Raw genomic sequence first — 25,780 nt, 5'->3', positions numbered from 1 at the left:
CTTTGGCTTATTCTTCGTCGTTGAAGAGGCGGGGGCGCTGGGGCTGGTCGTCTTCTTCGGGCGGGGCGGGCGGGATGTTCAGGTCCGAAATGACCTTATCCATGTGCGTGGCGTAGGCCGCCGAGTTGTCGAGGAAGAAGCGCAGGTCCGGCACCACGCGCATCTGGTTGCGCACGCGCTTGGCCAGGGCAAAGCGGATTTCCTTGGTGTTGTCCTGAATCAGCTGCACCTGTTGCTGCGGGTTCTGGCTCAGCAGCACGCTCAGGTACACGCTGGCCACGCCCAGGTCGGGGCTGACGCGCAAGGCGGTAATGCTCGGCGGCAGCGTGCCGGCAAACAGGTGCGGCATGTCGCGCCGAAACACCTCGTCCAGTTCTTTAGTAAGCAGGCTGGCGAATTTCTGCTGTCGTTTGCTATCCATAGAATGCGCAAAGGTAAAGGAGGTTGAGAGTTATTGAGTTTAGGAGTTATCGAGTTTAGGGGTTTGTGGGTTTAAGAGTTAAGGAAACCGGCCCACGAGCCCCGTCGTGCAATGCGCCGTACAGCGGCTGGGCGGCGCTACCTTTGAGCACCGATTGGTGAGTAAAATCAGTAGAGTAGTCTACCTGACTAACTCTTAAACTCACAAACTCCTACACTCACAAACTCCTTAACTCACCGACTGCATTGCTGGAGTTTTTCCGAAGTACGCTGCCCTCCCGTCTAGTGCTCCTGGTATTGCTGGCCTTGGGCCTGCGCCTGCCGCTGCTGTGGCTGGGCGAGGTGCCGCTGAGCCTGGCCGAGCTGCGCGGCTGGCTGGTGGGCGAGCGGCTGCACGCCGGCGCCCTGCTCTACCGCGACGTATACGACCACACCGCCCCGCTGGCCGCCGCCGTGTACGGGTTGCTCGATCTGGCCCTGCCGCGCTCCTGGCTTTTGTACCGGCTGCTGGCCCTGGCGCTGGTCCTGACGCAGGCCGTGCGCCTGAGCGTGGTGCTGAATCGCTACAACGTGCACCCCGAGCGCGGCTACCTGGCGGCGCTCATGTACGTGCTGCTGGCCAGCGTCACGGCGGAGCTGGACACACTTTCGCCCCTGCTGCTGGGGCAGACGTTCGTGGTGTTTGCCCTGAGTGCCCTGCTACCCACCTCCCGCGAGGGCTACGACAGCAGCCGCTTGTTTCGGGCGGGCTTTCTGCTGGGCGTGGCGGCTTTGTGCTACCTGCCGTTGGCCTGGCTGCTGCTGCTGGGCTTGTTTGCCGTTATCAGCTTCGCCGCCAACAGTTTCCGCAGCTTCCTGCTGTTGCTCTGCGGCTTTGCCTTCCCCTACGCGGCCGTGGCCACGTTCTTTCTCTACACCGACACGCTGCCCCTGTTCCGGCAGCTGCACCTGGAGCCCATGCTGAACTGGGCCGCCGGGGCCGATGCCCTGCCCCGCTCCCTGCAGCTCGGCCTGCTGGTACTGCCCGGCTTAGTGGTGGTAGCCAGCCTGCTGCGCATGTTCACCTCCTCGCTGGGATTGGTATTTCAGGTGAAGTTTCAGCAGCTGATGCTGGTGTGGCTGGCGGTGGCACTGGTAGTGGGGGCGGCGCTGCGCGCCTCGGCGCCGGGTCTGTTGCTCGTGATGCTGCCGCCGGCCGCGTATTTCGGCTTGTTTCTGTGGCAGCGCACCCGCCGCGTCTGGATAGCCGAGGTACTACTGCTGGTAGTGGTGGCGGCCGTGGTGGGGGTGCGCTACCGGCAAGTGCTGGGCCTGACCACGGCGCTGCACTTGCCCTCGGAAGCCAACTATGCGGCCCGGCCAGAGCCGCGCTACGCCGCCCTGAAGGGCCAACAGGTGCTGGTGCTCGGGGCCGGCCGCGGGGCCTACGTCGAGAACTACACCGCCACGCCCTACATCGACTGGGAACTGGCCAAGCGGGATTTTGGACACCTGAACGAGTACGCGGCCATATTCCGCCTCGCCCATAACATTCCGCAGCCCCCGCCTTACCTCATCGATGAGGCCGGCCTGCTGCCCGAGCTGCGCTACAAGCTGCCCGGCACCTTCGGGCGCTACGAGCGCACCAGCACGCGGCGGGTATACCGGCTGAGTGGTGAGGTGGTGAAATAGTGAACTGGTGAGTTGACGTTCAAAACCGTCAACGCGCAACGGCCCCGGCAACCAATGTTGCCGGGGCCGTTTGGCTAAGAGGGCCGATGGCCAATGAGGTGCCGCCTGAACGTCAACTCACCAGTTTACCACTTAACAAGCGTCAATCTTGCCGACGCGGGTCTGGTGGCGGCCGCCCTCAAAGGCGGTGGTCAAAAACTGCGTGGCAATCTGCTTGGCCTCGTCTTCGCTCACGTAGCGGGCGGGCAGGCAGAGCACGTTGGCGTTGTTGTGCTGACGGGCCAGGGCGGCCAGCTCGGGCAACCAGGCAATGGCGGCGCGCACCCCTTGGTGCTTGTTGGCGGTGATGCACACGCCGTTGGCCGAGCCGCAGATCAGGATGCCCTGCGCAAACTCGCCGGCGGCCACCGCCGCGGCCAGGGGGTGAGCAAAGTCGGGGTAATCGGCCGACTCGGCGGAGTGCGTGCCGAAGTCCTTCACATCGTAGCCTTGCTCGCTCAGCCAGGGTTTCAGCAGTTCCTTGTAAGCAAAGCCGGCGTGGTCGGAGCCGATGGCGAGAGGTTTCATTCTGTCAATGTGTGCTAATGTGATGAAATGAGCGGAGGTGCTAATGAGGGAATGGCCGTATGCGAAAATGTGCTGACGTGCCAATGAGGTCAGGTTCCATCAGCACGTCAGCACATTCTATCCCATTGGCACACTACCCCTCGACAACGCCCTGATTATCGGCCAGCTGCTGATTCAAGCGCTCCACGTTCTTGCGGCGCACCACGCGGGCAATGTGGATGCTCAGCTCGTACAGCGCCAGGATGGGCAGCGTCACGATGATCTGCGACGATACATCGGGCGGCGTAATCACGGCCGCCACAATGAGGATGACCACAATAGCGTGCTTGCGGTACATGCGCATGATTTCGTGCGTAATCAGCCCGGCCTTGGCCAGGAAGAACACAATCATGGGCAGCTCGAACACGAAGGCACACGACAGGGACATCGTGGTGAGCGTGGACAGGTAGCTCTGCAGGTCAATCTGGTTTTCGATGGTGGGGTCCACCGTGTACGAAGCCAGAAAGTTGATGCTCAGCGGCGCGGCAATGTAGTAGCCGAACAGCAGGCCAAAAGCGAAGAGCAGCGACACAAAGAACACCGCCCCGCGCGAGTTGGCCCGCTCGTGCGGGTACAGGCCGGGCTTCACGAAGCGCCAGACTTCCCAGAACAAGTACGGAAAGCCCAGCACCAGCCCCACGATAAACGAGGTGCTGATGTGCATGGTCAGCTGCCCGCTCATCTCGCGGTTCTGAATGATGAAGCCCACCTTGTCCATGCACAGGTCGGCGTTGTTAAGTGCCTGCCCGAGCTTGCAGAACATGCGGTACGTCCAGAAGTCAGCGCGTGAGGGCCCCAGAATCAGGTCGTGAAACAGGAAATCCTTGGCCAGAAAGGCCGTGGTAGCAAACACCACCACGGCAATGGCGGCCCGGATGATGTGCCAGCGCAGCGCCTCCAGGTGGTCGATAAACGACATTTCGGCCCCTTCGGCCGCAGCGCGGTTCTGCTGAAATTTTTGGGTAGGAGACTCCAAAAGAGTTTATGAGTTAATGAGTTGAGGAGTTTAAGAGTTGTCAGGGGTGAGGGTAAGAGCTGTTGGCCCTATTGCTCAGCCGAATAAATACGCGGCCGCCTCCGGAACAGATGGTGACGGCGCGCACTTAACTCACAAACTCTTTAACTCCTTAACTCTTAAACTGTAAAAAGCGGCCGCTCGCTCATCAGGGCATTGACCTGCCGGCGTACGTCCGCAATGCGCGAGTCGTTGTCGTGGTTCATCAGCGTCTGATCAATCAGGTCCACCACGGTGTCCATGTCCGATTCCTTCAGGCCGCGCGTCGTGACGGCGGCCGAGCCGATGCGCATGCCCGAGGTGACAAACGGCGACTTGTCGTCGAAGGGCACCATGTTTTTGTTGATGGTGATGTCAGCCTTGATGAGCGTGTTTTCGGCCAGCTTGCCGGTCAGGCCTTTGCTGCGCAGGTCAATGAGCATCAGGTGGTTGTCGGTGCCGCCCGAAATGATCTGGTAGCCGCGGCTCACGAAGCCCGCAGCCAGCGCCTGGGCATTCTTGATGATCTGGCGGGTGTACTCGGCGTAGCTATCCGTTAGGGCTTCGCCGAAAGCCACGGCCTTGGCGCCGATGACGTGCTCCAGCGGGCCGCCCTGGGTGCCAGGGAATACGGCGCCGTCGAGCACCGACGACATCATCCGAATTTCGCCCTTGGGCGTCTTCAGGCCCAGCGGGTTCTCGAAGTCGCGGCCCAGCATAATGAGGCCCCCACGCGGGCCGCGCAGGGTTTTGTGCGTGGTCGTCGTCACGATGTGGCAGTGCTCAAAGGGGTTGTTGAGCAGGCCTTTGGCAATCAGGCCAGCCGGGTGCGAAATGTCAGCCAGCAGCAGGGCGCCTACTTCATCGGCGGCTTCGCGCAGGGCCTGGTAATTCCAGTCGCGCGAGTAGGCCGAGGCGCCGCAGATGATGAGCTTGGGCTGCTCGCGGCGGGCGGTTTCCTTCACCTTATCCCAGTCGATGAGGCCGGTTTCAGCCTCCACGCCGTAGAACGAGGGCACGTAGAGCTTGCCGGAGAAGTTTACCGGCGAGCCGTGCGTGAGGTGGCCGCCGTGCGAGAGGTCGAAACCCAGGATTTTGTCGCCGGGCTTAATCACGCCCAGCATCACCGCGGCGTTGGCCTGGGCGCCGGAGTGCGGCTGCACGTTGGCCCACTCCACGCCGAAGAGCTCCTTCACGCGGTCGATGGCCAGCTGCTCGATCTGGTCGACGATTTCACAGCCGCCGTAGTAGCGCTTGCCGGGCAGGCCCTCGGCATACTTGTTGGTCAGGATGGAGCCCTGCGCCTGCATCACCTGCTCCGACACAAAGTTTTCCGAAGCAATGAGTTCCAGGCCGTGCGTCTGACGTTCCTTCTCCTGGCGGATCAGGTCAAACACAACGGTATCGGGGGCGAGGGTACGGGTCGTGGTTTCCATGCTTCAAAGGTAGGCAGGGAATCTATGAAGAATGAGGGGTGAGGAACGATAGAATAAGGAATGCGCCGCGAACGGTGGAACCCGGGCCTCCGGCCCCATTGCCCGCGGTCAGAAACATGGCCTCCGGGTGGTCTGGCGGGGACTTCCGCCTTTGTCCGTACCTTATCCACCAACCGAAACCCCGGCTCCGCCGTTATGACGCCGGCACCGCGCCCATGCGCCGGGCCGCTGCTACCGATTAGACGGGAATGGCCGGTCGCCATTCCTCCTTCGTCATTCCTCATTCTATTCCTGCCCCGCCCCACCGTGAGCCCCTTTCTGTCGGAACAACTGGCCCGCCTGCGCACCGGCACCCTTACGCCGCTCACCGACTTCTACGCCCAGCAGCGCGACGTCTTTGCCCGCTGGGCGCGGCGGCAGTTTGGCACGCCCGCCGATCAGGCCTACGACGTGCTGCGCCACCAGCTGCTTGATTTTTACGACGAAGCCACGGACGGGCGCCTTAGCCGCTGGCCCGCCGACCTGAAAGCCTACCTGTACGGCGCGGCCCGCCAGCAGCTCACCGCCGTCAACACCAATACGCTGCTGCCCGAACAGCAGCCCCTGCCCGAATCGGAGGCCGCGCGGCGCCAGTTGGTGCTGCGCACGCTGGTGCAGTTGCCCACCGACAGCCAGCTGGTGCTCCACCAGTTCTACTTCCGCGGCTCCAACTTCGAAACGCTGGCCGGCAAGCTGGGCTACGCCAACGCCTCCGTGGCCCGGCGCCAGAAATCCGACGCACTGCGCAAGCTCTACGAAGCCCTGAACCGCGCCGGGGCCGGCGGCACGGCCGAGCTGCTGGCCCATCTCACCGAAGTGGAGCGCGCCGCCGATGCGCGCATGAGCGAGTCGGAGCAGGAAGAGTTCGACGCGCAGCTGCTCGTGGACGGCGAGCTGCGCCAAGCCTGCCTGGCCTACGAGCAGTACTCGGCCGACCTGCGCTGGGCGGCGGGCCGCGAAAACCTGCGCCTGCGGCTGGAGTCGCTTGACCGGCGCGTGGCCCAGCGCACGGCTGCGCAGCTGCGCATCCGGCGCCGCCAGCAGCGCCAGCGCCTGCGCATCGGCTTGCTGGCCGCGGCCGTGCTGGCCCTGCTGATTGCGGCCGCCGTGCTGCTCTTGCCGCGTCGGAGCGCCTCCGACCGGGCCTGGCGTTCCTTCGACGTGGCTGACCCGGGCCTATCGGCCGCGCTGACGGATGGCCGCCCCCTGCTGACCCAAAGCATGGAGCAGTACCGCCAGGGCAGCTACCCGGCCGCCCTGCACACGCTGCGCCGCCTGCCCTCCCAGGCGCTGGGCCAGGACACCTTTCTGTACTACAACGGGCTGATGCTGCTGCGCCAGGAGCAGCCCGAGCAGGCCGAAAGCTACTTTGAGCGCGTCAGCCGCATGCCCAGCTCCGCGCTGGCCGGGCCGGCCCAGTTCTACCTCGGGCTGGTGTACTGGCAGCAGCAAAAGCTCCCGGAGGCCCGGCAGGCACTGCAGCGCGCGGCTCGGCAGGCCACCGATCCGCACCGCACCAAAGCGCGCGAGGCCCTGCAGAACCTCCGATAAAAGCATAAACCCGTCCGGAGCGGCAGATGCCCCGGACGGGTTCCCCTTCAACCAACCTGGATAGTAGCTGCGAATTGACAGGGGGTAACAGCCCCGCTGCCAACTCGCAACTTCCCTTACTTCCGCACCAGACGCTGCTGGTAGTGCTGCCCATCCACGGAAGCGGTGAGCAGGTAGTTGCCGGCGGGGCAGTGCGGAGCCACGCGCAGGTGCGCCGGGCCGGCCATTACTTCCTGCTGCTGCGTCCATACCACGCGGCCGAGGGCGTCAGTCAAAGTCAGCACGGCATTGCCGGTGCCGGGCGCCACAAATTCCACTTCGAAGCTCTGGTCAAACGCCGTGGGGTAAGCAGCCAGGGCCGGGCGGTTGTCGAAAGCCACAGTGCGGGCCCCGTAGTAGGTGGTTTTGCCGTCGAGGTCGTCCTGGCGCAAGCGATAGTAGCGCAGGCCGTGTTTGCCCGGTTCCGTATCGACGTAACGGTAGTTGCGGGCGTTGGTGCTGTTGGGCGTCGGGCTGGCCACGAAGTTCAGCTGGCGGAAGGTGCGCCCGTCGGTGGATACTTCCACGCCAAAGCCGCGGCTGCTGTGCTCGGTGGCGGTGGTCCACGTCAGCACGGCGGCTTGCTGCTGCCGCTGGGCCCGAAAGGCGGTGAGGCCCACGGGCAGCGGAGCCGACTGCTCGCCCAGCGTCCAGCGCGAAAAGCCATCGACGCCGCTGAGGGTGGCGAAGCCGCGCCCACTGCTGCTGAGGCCCTTGGGCTGCCAGGTCAGGCCGTTGTCCGTCGATTTGAAGAAGGCCAGGTCGTTGGCGGCCAGCCCGTTCAGCTCGGTGGTGAGGTAATCCACGCGCAGCTCCACGTTCAGGCCGGTGTTGGTGGCAGCCGATATATCGAAGTAGCGCTTAATGCCCGGCGTGCCGTTGATGGTGGCTGCCGTGCCCGTGGTGCGGGCCACGGTGGTAACGCCCGGCAGCAGGGAGCCGGCGGCCGGCGTCATGGTTAGGCCCAGGTTGCCGAAAATCTCGGCGCTGCCGGCGCGGGGCGTACGGCGGGCCATTACGCGGCCGAGCACGTAGCTGGTGGCCGTTTCGGTGAGCAGGGCGTCGGCGTTCAGCTGAATCTTGTTCATTGGGCCGGTATCCAGCACACCGCCGTTCATCACTAGGTTGTTGGCCAGCGTCAGGTCATCGGTCAGGGTCTTGACGCCCGCACCACGCACTTCCAGGTTGTAGTACAGCCCGCCGCTCACGGTTTGGGGGCCGTTGCCGGTCAGCAGCACGCCGCCCGTGGTGCAGCTGAACACGCCGTTATTGATCATGTTGCCCTGCACTTCCAGGTTGCCCAGCGTCTGGGCGAAGGCGCCGGCATTGGTGAAGTCGCCATTCACCACGATGTCGCCGCCGGTGTGGTTCAGCGTGCCCTGGATGGTGAGGTTGCCGGTTACCCGCGTCTGCCCGCTCTGAATGGACATCACCTGCCCCGGCGCTACCGTGAAGCTGTTGAGCACCGTCTGCGCCTGCGACACGAGCGAGTTCACGCCGTCGGTGCCGTTGTTGGTTACCGCGGCCACGGTATTAGCCGTCAGCTCGCTGCGGCCGCCGGCCAGGAGCATGGCCTGGAAGGCCTGGGTGCTGGGCTGCGAAAGGCTGATGTTGCGCACCACGTTGTTCTCCAACACATTAGCTGCCGCACCCGTAGCCGTGCCGCAGCTCACCACTATACCCCGGAAGTCCTGCGTACCAGCGTTAACCCAGGCCGCTCCGGCGGCCTGCGGGGCCGTGCCGCCGATGTAGTTGCCGCTTACGGAGTTGTTGTCGGAGGCAGCGCCGGGCTGAAAGCTGATGGCCGTCTGGGCCGAGGTGGGCGCCGTGCCCAGGGAGTAGTAGAAGCTGTTGTCGCGGATAATCCATCCGTCGCCGTTGCCGCTTTCCACTTTCACCCCGCACAGGGCGTAGTTGGTCAATTCGTTGCTGAGCAGGGCCACCCGGTCGTTGGCCGACGCACCAGTGCTGAGCGCCGCGTACACGAGGTGAGCCGGCAGCTGTCCGCTGGCAGCATTACCGATGTAATTACTCACCAATGTGTTGTCATCATTGCCGGTGCTGCTCCCGCCATCCATTTCCACCACCCCCCCCGCGAGCGAGGCGTTGCTGCCCAGCAGGCGCGCGTCGCGAATGGTTACGTGCTGCACGTCGCCAGTGAGGGCTACCGTGGGCAGCCCCGTGCTCAGCTGCTTCAGCGTGAGCTGCCGCGAGCTGCTGCCGTTGTGGCCGCTGAGCGTTACGTAGCGCGTGCCGCCCCCGAAGGTGACGGTGCCGGTAATGACGATGCCCGTAGCACCCGCTTCTGGCTTGATGGTTAGGGTATTGCTTGCGCTGCCGGCCCGCGCAATCAGGACGTTTTCTTCAAACGTGCTGCCGCTGGTCAGCTGCAGCTCATAAGGGGCGTTGAGCGTGGCAGGCACTGCCGCCAGGGCTTGCGTCAGAGTCGGGTAGGTGCCGCCAGTGCCCACGCGGTATACCACCGGCGCTTGGGCTTGCGCACGCTGCACCAGCAGCAGCACGAGGGCCGAGAGCAGCAGCAGCCACATAGTTAAGGACGCTTGCTGGCGCGTAACCAGGGTGGCACGCTCAGAAGTTGAAGAGGAAGGTAAAGTTTGTTTCATGGCTCAGAAAGGGCATCGGAAGCGGGAGCAGTAGGGCAAAGCAGTGACGGTCAGCAGCTTGAAAGCCGCTGAAACCAGCTAGTCAGCGCCTTGAAGGCAGTGACCGGACCAGTGAAAGAGAGCAGGAAGAGAGGGGGAAGTAGTTAAGCTACCATAGGCTTGCAGTGAAATAGTGACATTTCATTACCCACATAACCATATGGAGTAAATTGTCACAAACCAAATATAGCGCCGCGCCTAATCAATCCTAATACAGCTTAGATTAATTTTCTAATAATAGGACAACACCTTGTTTTACGCGCAGACAACTAACACCAATTAACTACTAGTTATCAACACTATACCCCCGATATTTATTCTGCATGCAGAATAATGATTTTGCATTAACCTTGCAGTACCCAATTAGTGTAGCAACAACAGTTTTATATAAACAAACCAACACAAACTAGTCAGCATATTGCAGCAGCGGTATCGAATTAACTACAAACGGCGCAAGTAAAAACGTTACAATCCTACTTTTAGGGTTTGCCCAGGAGACTTTAGCGCGTGCCGATAGGGTAAGGGGGCTCGATGTTTTCCTGCAGCGTTAACTCCCACGTATCCAGATTAAGAGCCGCGAGGTGGCACAGTTCGGGGTTGTGGCGGTACACGCAGCCGGTATCCAGGTCGATGGCACCGCTACGCTGCTTGACTTGCCGCCGCAGATAGTCAGTAGGCTTCGGATTGTGGCCGTGGACCAGCCGCTTGCCCTGCAAGCGCGAAGCATCGAAGGTAAAGTCCTTGATGTTGAGCATGGAACGCCGATCATGACGCATTTGCTCGGGCGGCAGGCGGAAGTTGAACCCGGCGTGCACAAGCACGAAGTCGGGCAGCTCCAGCGACAACGGCAGTGCCTCTATCCAGCGCAAGTAGGGTTCCGGAATATCCTCGGTGCGCTCCACCCCGAAGCTGCGCAGGGTCATGTCGTAATCGGCGACGGAGGTCCAGTTGGCCATGGGCCGCTTGCCGCGGGCCGCTTCCAGCAACTCCAGGTCGTGGTTGCCGAGCAGGCAGTGCACTTGGTACCCATCGGCCTGCAGCTGCATCAGGTAGTCGAGTACGCCGCGCGTATCCGGCCCTTTGTTGACGTAGTCACCAAGCACGTAGAGCGCATCCTCACGCGTGAGGCGCAGGCGCTGCTCCACCAAGTGACGAAAAGTGTGCAGGCATCCGTGGAGGTCGGTAGTGGCGTAGCGCATAGCTTGTGGTAGGTAAGGATGAATGGCTACGCTCCTTTTACTAGGTGGGGTTACCGAAACGTGTTATTCCTGATTCTTCATTACCCCCGGAAAAGCAAAAGCCCCGACCAATCAGGCCGGGGCTTTTGCTTTTTCAGAGGACCCTAATGGCCGCCGCCGTAGCTCGGCTTGTCGAGTTCGGGCTTTTCAAGGTTGCGGTTGGGGTGGCGCTGGGGCGCATCAATGGCTTCCTGCTCCAGCCGGTTTTCGGTTTGCTCGTCGCGGTCGTTCACCGGCAGTTGGCCGGCGGCTTTGGGTTGCTCGGCAGCGGCAGGGCCACCTTTGTTTTCCTTCGACTGCTGGTTGGTGTTATTGCTCTTGTAAGGCATGACAATGAGGCGTTTGGGGTGGTACGAAAGGGAAAGCGCGGCAACTAGGGTGGGGTCAGCGCCTAGAAGCCCTTGGCAATGCCGGATTCCTGCGCGTCGGGGTCGGTAAGGTCGGCGTTGGTGTCGGGGCGGGCGTCGCTGGCTTTGGAGTTGTAGTTGATGGCGGCTCCGGTGCTGCGGCCCGCGGCCGAGTCATCGTCGGAGTCACCGTCTTCGTCCTCGCCGGCGTCGTTGCGGCTATCCACGTCGGCAAAGTCGTCTTCGTCGGTGAGGTCCTCGTCGGCGTTGCGGGCGCGGGCCGTGTCGCCGTCGATTTCGTCGATGGGCGCGGGCAGGCGGCGCGGGTCTATCACGTCCGGGGTGGGCATGTCCTCGTTGGGTACCACCGGGCGGCCTTCGTCGTCGGAGCGCATGTTGTCGGCGGGGTGGCCGGGCTTGTCGGCGTCTTCGTTTACCGATACGGCCGAAATGCCGTCCGACGAATCGGTGCCGAAGCCCTGCTTACCGTCGCGGTTGCCGAAGCCCCCGCGGGCGTCCTCGTTCTTGGGCGGATCGGCGCCGGGAATGATGTGGCCCGCGGCCAGTTCTTCGTTGGTGGTATCGTTGGGAATTTCCCGCACGGGGCGGTTCTTCGGGTCGATAGACATAGTCAGAGAGGTGCGGTTGTGTGGGGAAAGAGGTCTTTGGTCAAGTGTACTCTGAGCGGCGGCTTTGGGTTGCCGAATGGTCGCCCCTGCGTATGTTGGGGCGGCCATTCGCATTAGTGCCGCGTTCGTATGCCTGATTCCGCCCTGTCAGCTCCGATAACCGACCTAGATACCCTGTTGCAGCGCCTCGTTACGGGTTATCAGGCCAAGTACTTGTTTTTCTGGGGCCACACCCCGGCCGGCAAGGCCACGGGCGTGGGCAAGGAGTGCCTGAGCCAGTGGTACCCCGCACCCTTCGAGCTGGACGGCCGCCGCTATGCCACCACCGAGCACTACATGATGGCCGAGAAAGCCCGGCTGTTCGGCGACGAAGCCACGCGCGACGCCATCATTGCCGCCGCGCACCCCGATCAAGCCAAGCGGCTGGGCCGGCAGGTAGGGCATTTTGATGCGGACCGCTGGGAAGCCGAACGCTTCGGCATCGTGGTGCGCGGCAACGAAGCCAAGTTCAGCCAGCACCCGTCGTTGCGAGAGTTTCTGTTGGCCTCGGGCGAGCGTATTCTCGTCGAGGCCAGCCCCGTGGATGCCATCTGGGGCATTGGGCTGGCCCAGAATGACGCGCGGGCGCTAAACCCAGCCGCCTGGCGCGGGTTAAACCTGTTGGGCTTCGCCCTGATGGAAGTGCGCGCCCGTTTACAAGCTGCTTAACCCCTTTTCCGCTATGTGGACCGAAACCGACAACTCTCTGCGCCGCACCTTCCGCTTCAAGGATTTTCAGGTCGCCTTCTGCTTCATGACCGACGTGGCCGAGGAAGCCGAACATCAGGACCACCACCCGTGGTGGGCCAACGAGTACAACACGGTGGAATTTCGACTGCGCACCCACGATGCGGGCAACACCGTAACCAAACGCGACCAGCGGCTGGCCGAGGCCATTGACAAGCTGGCCGCGGAGTACGGCGGCGAAGTCATCAGCTAAGCGGTGCTATTGCGAAAGCAGCGCCACGGCTTTTTCCAGCACCTCGTCGCGTTTGGCCCGCACGCCCTCGACGCTGGGCGCGACTTTCACCGTCGGGATGATGCCCACGCGCTGGGTTTCGCGCCCGTCGGGGTAGAACACGGCCAAGCCGCTGAAGCGGGTGGTCAGGTCGCCGGGCAGCACGATGGGGGACACGTTGCCATCGGCGCCGGCCGTGGTGCTGCCGAGCACGGTGGCGCGCGGATTGAGCTGCAGCGCCATAGTGGTGTATTCGCCTAGGCTGCGCGTGTCCTCGTTTACTAGCACCGCCACCTTGCCGGTGTAGAACTGGCTGGGGTTGGGCGTCACGCTTACCACGGCGGACTGTACAAAGCGGCCGGGAAACGATAAGTCCGGTTCGGTAAACTTGGCAAACGGCGCGGCTTGCTGCAGGAAGTACCCCGGCAGCAGGCGGAAGGTGTTGAAGTTCGGGTAGGCCCGCAAATCAATCACGATGCCTTTGGTGTCTTTCAGCGCCTGCATGGTGCGCGCCACCTGCGAGGGCAGCAGCCGGCCCATGTGGATGTAGCCGATGTTGGCCGGCAGAATGCGGTAGCTGCTGTCGGTGGAAGCCACGGCCAGCGGAGCCGCCGCAATGGCATCCGGCAGGTAGCGCGTAACGCTGAGCTGCAAGGGGTTGCCGGCGCGCAGCACGTCTATCTGGGCCTGGGCGGTGTTGCCGCGCAGCAGGTTCTGGCAGATCAGGGTCATCAGCGCCATGTCGTTGGAAGCCGAAAACAGGGGCCGCCAGCGCTTGATGATGCTAGCCACGGGCACGCCGTCGACGCGCGTCACCACGTCGCCCTTCTGCAGGGGCGTCTGCACACCAAACGTGGTCAGGCTGATTTTGGCCACCACGGGCTGCTCCTGCACCCAGCACACCAGCACCGGGCTCACGTAGTCGCCCCAGATGCGCCTGATGCCCGCATCTTTCTCCGACACCACGCCGTGCGTATCGTGAATGCGCGCCACCAACTCCAGCACGGCCAGACGGTATTGCTCGGCCGTGGCGGCCTGCGCGAAGCGGGGTACAAATTCGGGCAGCACCTTATTCCAGTCTTCGCCGATGAGGTATTTGTCGGGGAAGAAGTACTGGACCATGTTCCAGTACCGGAACAGGGCCAGCAGGCGGTAGCCCGCGTCGGGGCTGGTCATGTGCCCGTAGCCGGCTTCGTGGGTGAAGTCCGGGTTGCCCGCCCCGCCTTGCTTGATGTAATAGCCGGCCCCTTGGTGGCGGTTGTCGCGCAGGTGCACCAGCTGCTGGCTTAGCGCCGCGCCCAGCAGTTTTTTGTCCGTCAGCCAGGCCAGATCGGGCTGCTGGTGCACCGGCTGCGCACTGGCCTTGGCACAATCGGCGCAGGCCGGCACGGCCCCCAGCGACGTCAGCCAGGCGCTGAGCACGGCGTTGCGCGCCTTCGTGCCGGGGGCGGCCAGCACCTGGGGCATCACCCGAAACAGCTCGGCGTCCCAATTGTACTTGCCGGCAGCCACGGCGGGATGGTAGTACTTGGCGAAGCCCCACACCTTGCCCAGCAAGGCCAGGCTTTCCGTCTGCCGGGCGTTGAGCTTGGGCAATGGCACGCGGGAGCCGCGCTGAAACGCGGTATCGGATGCAGCCGGGGTTTGGGCTTGCACCGAAATAGTGGTCAGGCCAGCTACCAGCAGGGGCAAAGCCCAGCGGGCCGCCTGCGCAGCCAGCGGCCGCACGGGTACACGTAAATGCATGTCGAGATAGAAATAGAGGGTATGGACGGGGTTACAGCAACGACAAACACCGTTTCCGGCCCTTAGCTGCAACCAAACCCGAAACGCAGCCATAATAACTCTGCTATTCAGCCTCTGCGGCCCGGTTCCCGGGCGGCCACGCATCTGTGGTAGTCATTCGCGCGTCCGTCCGCCTCGGCAGTCTACCTTTGCCCTCATGCAGCCTACCGATCAGCCCGCCACCGCCCTGTACCTTGTGCCCACGCCCATCGGCAACCTGGAGGACATCACCCTGCGGGCCATCCGCGTGCTGAGCGAAGTGGACGTGGTGCTGGCCGAAGACACGCGCACCAGCGGCCGGCTCCTGCAACACCTGAACATCAAGAAGCCCATGCTCAGCTACCACCTGCACAACGAGCACCAGACGGTGCAGCGCGTGCTCGATAGGCTGGAAAAGGGCGAGCGGATGGCCTTGGTATCGGATGCCGGCACGCCGGGAATTTCGGACCCGGGCTTTCTGTTGGTGCGGGAGTGCCTGGCCAAGGGCCTGAAAGTGGAGTGCCTGCCCGGGGCTACAGCCTTCGTGCCGGCGCTGCTCAAGTCAGGCTTCGGAGCCGAGCGGTTCACCTTCGAGGGTTTTTTGCCGGTGAAGAAGGGCCGGCAGACGCGCCTGCGGGAGCTGGCCCAGGAAACCCGCACCATGATTTTCTACGAGTCGCCGCACCGCATCGTGAAAACCCTGGAGCAGCTGGCCGAAGTGCTGGGCCCCGAGCGGCCGGCTTCGGTGAGCCGGGAGCTAACCAAATTATTCGAAGAAACGGTAACCGATACGCTGGCCGCCCTGGCGCAGAATTTCGGGAGCCGTTCGGCCATTAAAGGAGAAATTGTCATTGTCGTTCAAGGACTTCGCGAATAAGCCCTGGGTACTCACGGTACTCGGGCCGCTACTGCTGTGGGCGGGCTGGCCGGTGCACCCGGCGCCGGCCCCGTTGCTCTTACTGGTGGGGCTAGTGCCCTTGCTACGCCTAGCCCAGGTGCTGCGCGCCCAAGGCGCCTCTGGGGGCCGCTTCTGGCGCTGGACCTACCTCTACCTGCTGCTCTGGAACGTGCTGACTACCTACTGGGTGGCCTACAGCACGGTGGGCGGCGGCATTGCGGCCAACGTGCTGAATGCGGCCCTGCAGAGCCTGCCGCTGCTGGCGTTCTGGCACACGCGCCGCCTGGCGGGCCGCGCCGTCGGCTACTTGTCCTTCGTGGTGTACTGGCTGGCTTTCGAGCAGCTGCACCTCACCTGGGATTTGTCGTGGCCCTGGCTGACGCTGGGCAACGCCTTTGCCATGGTACCCGGCTGGGTGCAGTGGTACGAGTACACCGGGCAGCTCGGCGGCTCCTTGTGGGTGCTGCTGACCAACCTGGCCCTGTTCCGCACTTTGTTCGGTTCGGCCTCAGTCGCCCCTGACCAAGTATCGGCCCCGAAAAGCCAGTCACCGGCTACCCGGTGGCTGCTGCCGGCCGCGGCCGTAGCCGTACCGCTGCTCGTTTCCTACCTCATCGGCAGCCGCTGGCAGGAGAAAGGCCCGGCCGCCGAAGTGGTGGTGGTGCAGCCCAACATCGACCCGTTCGAGGAGAAGTTTGAGGGCGGCGCGCGCTATATCACTCCCCTGCAGCAGCGCGAGCGGATGATTCAGCTGACGGAGCAGACCGTGACGCCGCAAACCAAGCTGGTGCTCTGGCCGGAAACCTCGCTGGAGGAAGTACACTTCGAAAACAACCTGCCCCTCAACCCCGACGTGCAGCGCATCCGGCAGCTGCTGCTTCAGCACCCGGGGCTGCGGCTGATGTCGGGCATGACGTCGGTGGCGGAATACCCCTCCAAGGAAGCCGCCTCGCCCACTGCCCGCTTCCGCGACGACCTCGGCTACTACGACGTGTTCAACGCCGCCCTGCACGTGGACGGCGCCAGTGGCCCCCTGCAGGTGTACCACAAGTCCAAGCTGGTGCCGGGCGTGGAGAAGGTGCCGGGCTGGCTGAACTCGGCCCTGGGCACCATCAACCTCGGCGGCGTGGTGGGCTCCTACGGCAGCCAGGAGTACCGGGCAGTGTTCCGCTCGGCCTCGGCGGCCACGGATAGCTCCCTGCGCGTGGCCCCGGTTATCTGCTACGAATCGGTGTACTCCGACTACGTGAGCGAGTACGTGCGCCGCGGGGCCACGCTCATCGGCATCATCACCAACGACGGCTGGTGGTCCGACTCGCCTGGCTACAAGCAGCACCTGACCTACGGCCGCCTGCGCGCCATCGAGACGCGTCGCGACATTGCCCGCGCCGCCAACACCGGCGTGTCGGCCTTCGTGAACCAGCGCGGCGACATTGTGCAGCAGCTGGGCTGGTGGGTGCCGGGCGCCAGCCGCTACACCGTACACCTCAACGACGAGCTGACTTTCTTCACCCGCTACGGCGAGCTGCTGGGCCATGCGGCTCAGATTCTGGCCGTCCTGCTGCTGGGGCTCCTGGTGGTGCGGCGCTTCGCGAAGTAACCCCTGGCTCAGTAGTCCGTTATGCTTCGGCTACGCCTCGGCATGACGGACTTACGTATTCGTTCAACGCCTCCGGCCGCTTCCCTCATCCGAGGAAAAGTCTCCGTCCAATTCCTTCTTCCAACCCCATGGATTTCATCCAACTCAGTCTCGAAGTAGCCGAACTCGCCCGCCGGGCCGGTCAGTTTATCCGGCAGGAAGCCGCCAACTTCGACCGCGGCCGCGTCGAGAACAAGGGCCTGCACGACATGGTGTCGTACGTTGACCAGGAATCGGAGAAGCTGGTGGTGGCGGGGCTGCGCGAGCTGCTGCCCGGTGCCGGCTTCATCACCGAAGAAGGCACGGCCGGCGCGCCTGACCGCAGCGAGAAATTCACCTGGATTATCGACCCGCTCGACGGCACCACCAACTTCATCCACGGTCTGCCCTGCTACTCCGTCAGCATTGCCCTGATGCAGGGCGCGGAGCTGGTCATCGGGGTGGTGTACGAGGTAAATCAGGACGAATGCTTCCGGGCCGTGCGCGGCGGCGGGGCCTTCTGCAACGAAAAGCGCATTCACGTCTCGGCGGCGGCCGACCTGAACCACTCGCTCATTGCCACGGGCTTCCCCTACAGCAATTTCGCCAAAATCGACACCTACCTGCCGATTCTGAAGGAATTTATGCGCGCCACCAACGGCGTGCGCCGCGTGGGCTCGGCCGCCGTGGACCTGGCTTGGGTAGCCGCCGGCCGCTTTGAGGGCTACTTCGAGTTCAACATCAACTCCTACGACGTGGCCGCGGGCGTACTGCTGGTGCGCGAAGCCGGCGGCCGCGTCACGCAGTTCCTCATCGATGGGGACCCGGTGTTCGGCCGCGAAATCGTGGCCAGCAACGGCGCCGTGCACGCCGAAATGCAGGGCGTGATTGGGCAGTTCTGGCAGTAAGGGGCTCATGGCCAGGCAGCACGAAGATTCTGCTGCTTAACGCCGACGCTGGCCCCTCGCTGTCATTGCGAGGAAGGATGACGAAGCAATCGGTCCTGTACAATGTGCTGACAGTGAAATGAGCACCGCCCGAGACTAGCGTTTGCAGTTTCGGGCGGTGCTGTTTTTGGGTAACAGGGAATCCAGCGGCGGTGCTACTGCAGGAAAGATTGCCGCGCTTCGCTCGCAATGACAGCCGGCGCCGGCAACTTTTTCTCCATCTCGCTAGTTTTGCCAGCGTTATGATCGTTCAGCAGCTCATCATTCTGGTTCTGTTCCTCGGCGCGGCGTTCTACGTCGGGCGCCGCTTGTGGCAGAGCTTTTTTGCCAAATCCGAAGGCGCCTGCCCCAAAGGCTGCGGCGGCGCGTGCGGCACCATCAACGTGGATGCCTTGCAGCGAACCATCGAAAAAGCCCAACAGCAGAACCAACAGCCGGCCTAACCGAGCATTTTGGTTCGACCATATAACCCGCCCCGCCCGTGGCTGCGTATAGCCCGGGCGGGGCGGCGCGTTTTCGGGCTGCCCGGTTTCCTTCTCTCAATCCCATCTACTCCAAAGCACCCCTCCGTCATGCAAGACAAAGAAGAAGAACGCGCCCTCGTCAACGTGGAACGCAAGCTTACGGCCGACGGCTTTACCAAGGACTTTACCGTTACCGACGGCCGCCTGCACACCATGGACACCGACTCGAACCGCAGCTACGGCCCGGAGGAAGTAACCATCGTGGACTTCTACCGCTTCGAGGGCGAATCGAACCCCGACGACATGTCCATCCTCTACGCCATCGAGGCCAACGACGGCACGCGCGGCACCATTTCCAACGCCTTCGGTACCTACGCCGACGAGGGCGTGGACGCTTTCCTGCGCAAGGTTGAGGACCTGGGCAAGAACCTCGACAAAGCCCACAAGTAGCCCCACACCGCTACTGCCCGTTTAGTCCGCGCCGCCACCGGAACCTTCCCTTGGGGAAGCAGCCCGCTGGCGGCGCGGTTTTGTGTTCTGTTGCCGCTATTCCCTCGTACGCTATGACTCCCAAACTACCCCATCACCCGTTGCAATCCGCCGCCGACCTCGACCCGCTGCTGGCCCAGATCGGCGACGCCCGCGTGGTGCTGCTGGGCGAAGCCTCGCACGGCACCCATGAGTACTACACCTGGCGCGCGGCCCTCACCAAGCGCCTCATACAGGAAAAAGGCTTTCGGTTCGTGGCCGTGGAAGGCGACTGGCCCGACTGCTTCGAGGTAAACCTGGCCGTGAAGCAGCAGCCCGACGGCAAGCCCGCCGCCCAGCTGCTGAAGACCTTTAACCGCTGGCCGACCTGGATGTGGGGCAACTGGGAAATTGCCGCCCTCGTCGACTGGCTGCGCCAGCACAACGCCGCGCTGCCCTCGGAGCAAAAGGTGGGCTTCTACGGGCTGGATGTGTACTCGCTCTGGGAGTCGCTGGAGCAGATTGTGCAGTACGCGGGGCAGAAGGGCGAAGCCGCCGCCCAGGCCGCTCAGCGGGCCTACCACTGCTTCGAGCCCTACAGCGCCGATCCGCAGGAGTATGCCCAGGCCGTGGCCTTCGTGAGCGAGGACTGCGAAGATGAGGTGCTGAACATGCTGCGCGCGCTGCAGCGCCGCACCCCCACGCCCGGCCCCGACGGCCTGGAAAAGGAAATCGACTTCGCCACCGAGCAAAATGCCTTGGTGGCCGTGAATGCCGAGCGGTACTACAAGGCCATGCTGCGCGGCGGCGGCTCGTCGTGGAACGTGCGCGACCATCACATGATGGAAACCCTGCAGCGCCTGCTCGATCTGCACGGGCCCGACAGCAAGGCCATTGTGTGGGAGCACAACACCCACGTGGGCGACGCCCGCTATACCGACATGGTGGCCGACGGCATGGTGAACGTGGGCCAGCTCGCCCGCCAGCAGTTCGGCCGCGAGCAGGTGTACATCGTGGGCTTCGGCTCGTACCAAGGCTCCGTCATTGCGGGCAAAAGCTGGGGCGCGCCGCTGGAGGTGATGCCCGTGCCCGAAGCCCGCAACAACTCCTGGGAAGCTCTGCTGCACACCGATATTGGGCGCGACGCCCTGCTGCTTTCCAGCGAGCTGCGCACGGTGCCGGCCTTGCAGGACCACCTCAACCACCGGGCCATCGGGGTGGTGTACCGGCCGGAGCGCGAGAAGTACGGCAACTACGTGCCCACCGTAATACCGGAGCGCTACGACGCCTTTCTGTACCTCGACCAGACCCGGGCCCTGCACCCGCTGCCCACGCCCACCGACGAGCACGTGCCGCCGGATATGTATCCGTGGGGCGTATAGTACGCCGCGCATTTTACACGCACCACGCCCAAGGCCCCGCCGACCTTGGGCGTGGTGCTTTCGTGGGAGGTCTGTAGCTACCGATGCGCAGACGGCAGTTCTGACACTAATTCCAGACAAAAGCTAACCATCTACTTAACAATACGTTAACTACCATCCATTTATTCCACCGCCACGCCGCATGAATAAGCACCACACCTCCGCCGAATCAGGCCCGCGCATCTACACCCAGCCCGAGCTGCGCCAGCAGCTCAAGCAGGAAATCCTGGTCGGCGACCAGGGCGGCGCCCCCGGCGAGTGGAGCGCCCGCAAAGCTCAGCTTCTCGCTCACGAGTACAAGCAGGCCGGCGGGGGCTACACCTTCGCTAAGCGCAGCCCCGCTCAGCAGCACCTCGACGACTGGACGCAGCAGGACTGGCAAACCGCCGACGGCCAGCCCGCCGAGCGCGCCGGCGGCACCACGCGCTACCTGCCCAAGCAGGCCTGGACCGAGCTTAGCCCCGCGCAGCGCAAGGCTACCAACGCCCAAAAGCAAGCCGGTTCCCGCGCTGGGCACCAGCACGTGCCCAACACGGAAGCCGCCCGGCAGGCGCGCCAGCACGCCACCGACGAAGAATAGCGTTACTACCCCAAAATGGCTTCGGCCACCTGACGCCCCGTAGCCATAGCCGCGTTCAGCGACGGGTACGAAACCCAGTCGCCGCAGCGGTACAGGCCTTCGCCTAGCTGCAAGGGCAGCTGGACTGGTTGCCCGGCCGCGTACACCGGCAGGGCGTGCTCGATGTGGTAGGTGCCGAGGCGGCGCCACGCATTAGCCTGCGCGCCAAACCACGTAGCCAGCTCCTGCCGCAGCCGCAGGGCCAGCTCCTCATCCGAGAGGCCGTGCGCGCCGTGGGTGCTCACCGATACCAGCGTCTGGCCAACCGGGGCGTACTCGGGGGCCACGTCGCTGGGGAAGGCTACGTTGTGCACCAGCGCGCCGGGGGCCGCATTCAGGCGCAGCAGCTTGTCGCCGCGGCCGGGCGAGCGGCCATCGGCGGCGAAATAGGTGCAGGTGGTGCGCCGGGCCGCGGTGGGCTCGTCGGCGCTGAGCTGGGGCAGCAGCTGCCGCAGGGCCGGCCCATCGGTGGCCAGTACCACGGCGCTGCCTTCCAGCGTGCGCCCGTCGGCCAGGCGCACCGTGTGGCCCTCGATGGCGGCTACGCGGGCGTGGAGCTCCACCGCGCCGGCAGGCAGGCGGGCGGCCAGCTGCCGGGGGATTTCCTGGATGCCGCGGGCAGGCAGGGCTGCGTCGCCCTCCACGAACTGCTTGAATACGAATTCGAAGAAGTTGCTGGCCGTGCTCAGTTCCCGGTCGAGGTAAATGCCGCCGAAGAAGGGCCGGAAGAACGTGTCGATGATTTGCTCGCTCCAGCCGTAGCGGCGCAGAAAGCTGAGCGTGTCGGTGGCTGGGCGCGCCAGCAGCTCCTCGTGGCTGTGCTGGCTCACGTGCTGGGCCAGGCTCACCAGCCGCAGCTTATCGGCCAGCGTGCCGATGGGAGAGGTGGCCGCCTTCAGCCCCAGCAGCGGCTGCCGCAGCGGGTTGCGCAGGGTCGTTTCGCGGCTCGAAGACAGCCGGATGACAGCGCCGGAGGTGAATTTCTGCAGCTGCAGGGCGCCGTAGTCCATCAGCCTTTGCACCTCCGGGTAGCGCGTAAGCAGAATCTGAAAGCCATGGTCGAGGCGGAAACCGTCGGGCGTCACGTCGGTGCGCACCCGACCGCCCACGGCGTCGGCGGCTTCGAGCACGCGCACGGCGCGGCCGGCCCGGTGCAGGTAGCAGGCGCAGGTGAGGCCGGCCATGCCGGCGCCAATGATGAGGACGGGAGCTTGCAAGGAGGTATCGGCAGCATTCATACCCTGCCCAAACTGCAAAATGGCGGCGAAGGTTAAGCTAGCTGCTGGGCTTAATACAGCGTCACGCCGTAGCGGCGCTTGAAAGCCTGAATTTCTTCGTAGCTCATATCCGGATCGAGCAGGAAGGTGCGCTGGTGCTGGTATAGCTCCTGCACCGGCACGCGGCGCTCATACCACGTCTGTAGCAGTCGGATAAGTCGCTCCTGCTCGTGCAGCAGGCGGAGCCACACGCCGAGCATCGGCCAGCTCCCCACCCGGATGCGGTTGGCCAGCTGCCATTCGGGTTCATAACTGGTCCGGTGGTACGGGTAGTGCGTGGGGCCATGAAGCTCCACCCGTACGCCTGCGCTGGCCGACAGCTCCTGCCGTTCCCACCGGCCGGCCGCTTCCCGATAGGCAGCATCCGGGCTCAACACCAGCGCACCCGTGATAAGCAGCTGATCAGGGTGAGACCAGGTGTAGTTTGGCAAAGTACTGGACAAGTCGGCTGCTGGCTCGACTACCACAGGGAGGCAAAGCAAAGTATCGTCGGGGTGCACAAACTCGCCGCGGCGCAGGGCCGGACCAGTGCGGGCCAGCAGCTCAGGAGACAAATCCGGCATGTGCAGTTAACGGGTAAGCGCAGAATTAAGCTTGTACCACAGCCGCGACGATAAGGCAGAACGTCCTGTTTCCATGGCTAAGGGCAGATTGGCCTGTATAATGAGTAACTACGGCGTTTAGCAGCCCATTCACATTACCACAACCGGCGCCGCTTCGGAATCTTGCGCGTCTTCTGGGTGTAGAACTCGGCCACGCCTTTGCGCGTCATCGGCACCGTCCAGCGGCCAATGAGCTGGCCGGGCTGGTAGCCGGTGAGCGGCTTGCCGGGATAGGTAGTAGCCAGCAGCTTGGCGTCTTCAGGCTTGACGTCGGTGCCGACCTGACCGTGGCAGCGCAGGCACATGGCATCAGTGGGCAGCAGCACCAGCGGCTCCTGCACCAGAAACTGGTCCTGGTTCGGGCGCGTGGTCCGGACGGAGTCGTCCTCGGCGATGAAGCGCGGTGGGCTGATCAGCTCCCGGGCGGGCCTGGCTTCCAGCTCGCGGGCCAGCTTTACCACGGCGGGCAGCTTTTCGGGCTGGCAGTAGGGGTGCGCCGCGGCCACGCCCCCGGCGGCCAGCCGCTCGTTCAGCTGGGCCCGCCAGCCGCGGTCGGCGGTATGCAGGAGCGAATCGGCGCCCCAGCGGGCGGCCTGCAGCAGCTGCGCCGGCTTGATGAGCTTGGGCTGCCAGTTTTCGGCTTCGCGGGCCAGTTCCTTGGTATTATCGAGGTGTTCGACCTGGTCGGGGCGGCAGGCGGCCAGCAGCAGGGGCAGGGCCAGCCAGAATAAGCGTCGGCGCATATAGTAGACAGACTACGTACGCGGAACCTCCCATGGCCCCGCCGGGTTTTGTACCTTTGCAAAAGTACCGCCCAATTCCGGACCCCAACGACCGATGCTTGACAAATTAGAGGCTATCAACCAGCGCTTCAACGACGTGGGCCAGCAACTGCTGGACCCGGACGTGATGAGCGACATGAAGCGCTACAAGGCCCTGAACAAAGAATACAAAGACCTCAACAAGATTGTGGTCGAGTACAAGGCGTACCAGAGCGTCCTGTCCAACATCGAAGGGGCGCGCGAAGTCATTGCAACCGAGAAGGACGAGGACTTCCGGCAGATGGCCAAGGACGAGCTGGAAACGCTGCTGCCCGAGCAGGAGCGCCTGGAAGGCATCATCAAAGACCTGCTGATTCCGAAAGACCCGAACGATTCGAAGGACATTATCCTCGAAATCCGGGCCGGGGCCGGCGGCGACGAAGCCGCGCTGTTTGCCGGCGACCTGCAGCGCATGTACATGCGCTTCGCCGAAAAGCAGGGCTGGAAGATGGAACTAGTCGACGCCATGGAAGGCACCGCGGGCGGCTACAAGGAAATTATCCTGGCCATGCGCGGCGAAGACGTGTACGGCAAGATGAAGTTCGAATCGGGCGTGCACCGCGTGCAGCGCGTGCCGGCTACCGAAACCCAGGGCCGCATTCACACCTCCGTAGCCTCAGTGGTGGTGATGCCCGAAGCCGAGGAATTCGACATTGAGCTGGATATGAACGACATCCGCAAGGACCTGTTCATGTCGTCGGGCCCGGGCGGGCAGTCGGTAAACACGACCTACTCGGCCGTGCGCCTGACGCACATCCCGACGGGCATCGTGGCCCAGTGCCAGGACCAGAAGTCGCAGTTGAAGAACTTCGACAAGGCGCTGCAGGTGCTTCGTTCGCGCATTTTCGAAATCGAGCTGGCCAAAAAGAACGAGGCCGAAGGCGCTGCCCGCAAGAGCATGATTGGCGGCGGCGACCGGTCGGACAAAATCCGCACCTACAATTACCCGCAGGGCCGCGTGACCGACCACCGCATCGGCTACACGGTGTACAACCTGAGCGCGGTGATGGACGGCGGCATTGAAGACTTCATCGAACAGCTGCGCATCGCCGAAAACGCCGAGCGCCTGAAGGAAGGCACCACGGCCTAAGCCAGGCGGCAGTTATTGCATTTAGAACGTCATTCCGAGCGAAGCCGAGGAATCTTGCGTGCTGACGATAGATAGTAACTTTACTATCCCAACGTCAGCGGTAGAGATGCTTCGGCTTCGCTCGGAATGACGTTCTTTTTTATTCTGGTTCTTCCCGCTGCACTCGCCCATGGACTGCACCCGCCCGATTACGCTTGAAAACAGCCGCGTGCGCCTGCGCCCGCTCGAAGCGTCGGATTTTGAAGCGCTAAAGCAGATTGCCTTCGACGCCGATATTTGGCGCTACACCCTTACGCCCGCACCGCAGGACAACGTAGGGCTGGCCGCGTACCTAAGCCAGGCCTTGCAGGAGCGCGAGGCCGGACGGCGCTACCCCTTCGCCATCATCGACCTGCAGACGGGCCGCGTGGTAGGCAGCACCAGCTACGGCTCCTTCGCCATGCCCGACCGGCGCCTGGAAATCGGCTGGACGTGGCTGGGCAAGGACTTTCAGCGCACCGGCCTGAACCGGGCGGCCAAGCACCTGCTGCTCAAGTACGCCTTCGGGGAGCTGAACTGCGAGCGGGTGGAGCTCAAGACCGATGCCCGCAACCACCAGTCGCAGGAGGCCATGCGGCGCATGGGCGCGGTGGAGGAGGGCACCCTGCGCAGCCACTGCTACACCCAGGGCGGTCGGCGCCGCGACACGGTGTACTTCAGCATTCTGCGCCCCGAGTGGGACAAGCTGCGTCAGTCCGTTTTCCGCGAATTCGACAGCCGTGGCTAAGCTTCCGCCTCGCCAGCGTAAGCGCTGGCGCCACGAGGTAGCCTCCTTCGGCTATGCCCTGCAAGGCATTCGGGAGGCGCTGCTCTCCGAGCCGCACCTGCGCTTTCACGCCTTGGCCACGGCCGCCGCGGTGGCGCTGGGTGCCTGGCTCGGCATCAGCCGCTACGACTGGGCCCTGGTGGCCCTGTCCATCGGGGCGGTGTGGACGGCCGAGCTGATGAACACGGCCGTGGAAACGATTATCGACCTGGTTTCGCCCGACTTTCACCCGCTGGCAGGCCGCGCCAAGGACGTAGCCGCCGGCGCCGTGCTGATGACGGCGCTGGCGGCGGTGGTAGTGGGCCTGCTGGTATTCGGGCCGCCGCTGTGGGCGCTGCTGGCCCGCTAGGCTACCA

At 63.8% G+C, this 25,780-nt stretch carries 26 protein-coding genes; 14 read left to right on the top strand and 12 right to left on the bottom strand.

The window, feature by feature from the left end:
• Window positions 1-7: 7 nt before the first annotated feature.
• The gene (locus B0919_RS03155) at window positions 8-421 is read right to left on the bottom strand and encodes a ribosome-binding factor A (RefSeq protein WP_078010724.1); all 414 of its coding nucleotides are present in this window, start codon (window positions 419-421) and stop codon (window positions 8-10) included.
• 284 nt (window positions 422-705) lie between these two features.
• Here B0919_RS03155 and B0919_RS03150 point away from each other — a divergent pair, with 284 nt between their 5' ends.
• A complete protein-coding gene (locus B0919_RS03150; protein ID WP_078010723.1) occupies window positions 706-2,091 on the top strand; it encodes a hypothetical protein in 1,386 nt (461 codons plus the stop codon).
• Between the two features lie 132 nt (window positions 2,092-2,223).
• Here B0919_RS03150 and rpiB read toward each other — a convergent pair whose 3' ends face one another.
• The 3 genes from rpiB to glyA form a co-directional block, all read right to left on the bottom strand.
• Window positions 2,224-2,658, bottom strand: coding sequence for a ribose 5-phosphate isomerase B (rpiB, locus tag B0919_RS03145; protein WP_078010722.1), 435 nt, complete (start codon window positions 2,656-2,658; stop codon window positions 2,224-2,226).
• Window positions 2,659-2,791: 133 nt separating this feature from the next.
• Window positions 2,792-3,673 (bottom strand): twin-arginine translocase subunit TatC, encoded by an 882-nt coding sequence (gene tatC / locus B0919_RS03140; RefSeq protein ID WP_317043880.1) that lies wholly within the window; start codon window positions 3,671-3,673, stop codon window positions 2,792-2,794.
• Between the two features lie 158 nt (window positions 3,674-3,831).
• Window positions 3,832-5,127, bottom strand: a complete 1,296-nt coding sequence (gene glyA, locus B0919_RS03135; RefSeq protein WP_078010721.1) for a serine hydroxymethyltransferase — start codon at window positions 5,125-5,127, stop codon at window positions 3,832-3,834.
• A gap of 306 nt (window positions 5,128-5,433) precedes the next feature.
• On the opposite strand from glyA, the gene B0919_RS03130 reads away from it, so the two are divergent.
• Window positions 5,434-6,717, top strand: coding sequence for a tetratricopeptide repeat protein (locus B0919_RS03130; protein ID WP_078010720.1), 1,284 nt, complete (start codon window positions 5,434-5,436; stop codon window positions 6,715-6,717).
• A gap of 116 nt (window positions 6,718-6,833) precedes the next feature.
• On the opposite strand, the gene B0919_RS03125 is transcribed toward B0919_RS03130, so the two are convergent.
• The 4 genes from B0919_RS03125 to B0919_RS03110 all read right to left on the bottom strand — a co-directional run bounded on the left by B0919_RS03125 (window position 6,834) and on the right by B0919_RS03110 (window position 11,633).
• Window positions 6,834-9,380: a hypothetical protein gene (locus B0919_RS03125; protein WP_139361867.1), complete on the bottom strand. Its 2,547-nt coding sequence runs from the start codon at window positions 9,378-9,380 to the stop codon at window positions 6,834-6,836.
• A 539-nt stretch (window positions 9,381-9,919) separates the two neighbouring features.
• Window positions 9,920-10,618: a metallophosphoesterase family protein gene (locus B0919_RS03120; RefSeq protein ID WP_078010718.1), complete on the bottom strand. Its 699-nt coding sequence runs from the start codon at window positions 10,616-10,618 to the stop codon at window positions 9,920-9,922.
• Window positions 10,619-10,761: 143 nt separating this feature from the next.
• Complete coding sequence (locus tag B0919_RS03115; RefSeq protein WP_078010717.1) at window positions 10,762-10,986, bottom strand: hypothetical protein; 225 nt, start codon at window positions 10,984-10,986, stop codon at window positions 10,762-10,764.
• 62 nt (window positions 10,987-11,048) lie between these two features.
• Window positions 11,049-11,633, bottom strand: coding sequence for a hypothetical protein (locus B0919_RS03110; protein ID WP_078010716.1), 585 nt, complete (start codon window positions 11,631-11,633; stop codon window positions 11,049-11,051).
• Window positions 11,634-11,762: 129 nt separating this feature from the next.
• On the opposite strand from B0919_RS03110, the gene B0919_RS03105 reads away from it, so the two are divergent.
• Both B0919_RS03105 and B0919_RS03100 read left to right on the top strand, forming a co-directional pair.
• A complete protein-coding gene (locus B0919_RS03105; protein WP_078010715.1) occupies window positions 11,763-12,341 on the top strand; it encodes an NADAR family protein in 579 nt (192 codons plus the stop codon).
• Between the two features lie 13 nt (window positions 12,342-12,354).
• Window positions 12,355-12,612, top strand: a complete 258-nt coding sequence (locus tag B0919_RS03100; RefSeq protein ID WP_078010714.1) for a 4a-hydroxytetrahydrobiopterin dehydratase — start codon at window positions 12,355-12,357, stop codon at window positions 12,610-12,612.
• 6 nt (window positions 12,613-12,618) lie between these two features.
• Here B0919_RS03100 and B0919_RS03095 read toward each other — a convergent pair whose 3' ends face one another.
• Window positions 12,619-14,376, bottom strand: coding sequence for a S41 family peptidase (locus tag B0919_RS03095; RefSeq protein ID WP_176132827.1), 1,758 nt, complete (start codon window positions 14,374-14,376; stop codon window positions 12,619-12,621).
• A 196-nt stretch (window positions 14,377-14,572) separates the two neighbouring features.
• On the opposite strand from B0919_RS03095, the gene rsmI reads away from it, so the two are divergent.
• From rsmI to B0919_RS03060, 7 genes are all read left to right on the top strand, one after another.
• Window positions 14,573-15,271 carry a 16S rRNA (cytidine(1402)-2'-O)-methyltransferase gene (gene rsmI / locus B0919_RS03090; RefSeq protein ID WP_078010712.1) on the top strand — a complete coding sequence of 233 codons (699 nt, stop codon included), beginning with the start codon at window positions 14,573-14,575 and terminating at the stop codon, window positions 15,269-15,271.
• A complete protein-coding gene (gene lnt / locus B0919_RS03085; protein WP_254846463.1) occupies window positions 15,246-16,892 on the top strand; it encodes an apolipoprotein N-acyltransferase in 1,647 nt (548 codons plus the stop codon). Before rsmI ends, lnt begins: the two co-directional genes overlap by 26 nt.
• A 128-nt stretch (window positions 16,893-17,020) precedes the next feature.
• A complete protein-coding gene (locus B0919_RS03080) occupies window positions 17,021-17,818 on the top strand; it encodes an inositol monophosphatase family protein (protein ID WP_078010710.1) in 798 nt (265 codons plus the stop codon).
• Between the two features lie 281 nt (window positions 17,819-18,099).
• On the top strand, window positions 18,100-18,300 hold the full coding sequence (locus tag B0919_RS03075) for a FeoB-associated Cys-rich membrane protein (RefSeq protein ID WP_078010709.1): 201 nt from the start codon (window positions 18,100-18,102) through the stop codon (window positions 18,298-18,300).
• A gap of 129 nt (window positions 18,301-18,429) precedes the next feature.
• Window positions 18,430-18,771 carry a hypothetical protein gene (locus B0919_RS03070; protein WP_078010708.1) on the top strand — a complete coding sequence of 114 codons (342 nt, stop codon included), beginning with the start codon at window positions 18,430-18,432 and terminating at the stop codon, window positions 18,769-18,771.
• Between the two features lie 113 nt (window positions 18,772-18,884).
• Window positions 18,885-20,171: an erythromycin esterase family protein gene (locus B0919_RS03065; RefSeq protein WP_078010707.1), complete on the top strand. Its 1,287-nt coding sequence runs from the start codon at window positions 18,885-18,887 to the stop codon at window positions 20,169-20,171.
• Window positions 20,172-20,352: 181 nt separating this feature from the next.
• Entirely contained in the window at window positions 20,353-20,790 is a 438-nt protein-coding gene (locus B0919_RS03060; protein WP_078010706.1) for a hypothetical protein, read from the top strand.
• Window positions 20,791-20,795: 5 nt separating this feature from the next.
• On the opposite strand, the gene B0919_RS03055 is transcribed toward B0919_RS03060, so the two are convergent.
• The 3 genes from B0919_RS03055 to B0919_RS03045 form a co-directional block, all read right to left on the bottom strand.
• Window positions 20,796-22,067 carry a protoporphyrinogen/coproporphyrinogen oxidase gene (locus B0919_RS03055; protein ID WP_139361866.1) on the bottom strand — a complete coding sequence of 424 codons (1,272 nt, stop codon included), beginning with the start codon at window positions 22,065-22,067 and terminating at the stop codon, window positions 20,796-20,798.
• 50 nt (window positions 22,068-22,117) lie between these two features.
• Entirely contained in the window at window positions 22,118-22,669 is a 552-nt protein-coding gene (locus B0919_RS03050; RefSeq protein WP_139361865.1) for a hypothetical protein, read from the bottom strand.
• Window positions 22,670-22,803: 134 nt separating this feature from the next.
• On the bottom strand, window positions 22,804-23,451 hold the full coding sequence (locus B0919_RS03045; protein WP_078010704.1) for a DUF3365 domain-containing protein: 648 nt from the start codon (window positions 23,449-23,451) through the stop codon (window positions 22,804-22,806).
• A 94-nt stretch (window positions 23,452-23,545) separates the two neighbouring features.
• Between B0919_RS03045 and prfA the strand changes: the two genes are divergently transcribed.
• The 3 genes from prfA (at window position 23,546) to B0919_RS03030 (ending at window position 25,773) form a co-directional block, all read left to right on the top strand.
• A complete protein-coding gene (gene prfA / locus B0919_RS03040) occupies window positions 23,546-24,619 on the top strand; it encodes a peptide chain release factor 1 (RefSeq protein ID WP_078010703.1) in 1,074 nt (357 codons plus the stop codon).
• A 169-nt stretch (window positions 24,620-24,788) separates the two neighbouring features.
• Window positions 24,789-25,385, top strand: coding sequence for a GNAT family N-acetyltransferase (locus B0919_RS03035; protein ID WP_078010702.1), 597 nt, complete (start codon window positions 24,789-24,791; stop codon window positions 25,383-25,385).
• On the top strand, window positions 25,378-25,773 hold the full coding sequence (locus B0919_RS03030) for a diacylglycerol kinase family protein (RefSeq protein WP_078010701.1): 396 nt from the start codon (window positions 25,378-25,380) through the stop codon (window positions 25,771-25,773). Before B0919_RS03035 ends, B0919_RS03030 begins: the two co-directional genes overlap by 8 nt.
• The last annotated feature ends 7 nt before the right edge of the window (window positions 25,774-25,780 follow it).

Origin of the sequence: Hymenobacter sp. CRA2 (genome assembly GCF_002007105.1) — a bacterium.
Classification (GTDB): domain Bacteria; phylum Bacteroidota; class Bacteroidia; order Cytophagales; family Hymenobacteraceae; genus Solirubrum.
The sequence above is the reverse complement of the archived record's forward strand: the minus strand, read 5'-3'. Positions and strand labels throughout refer to the sequence as shown.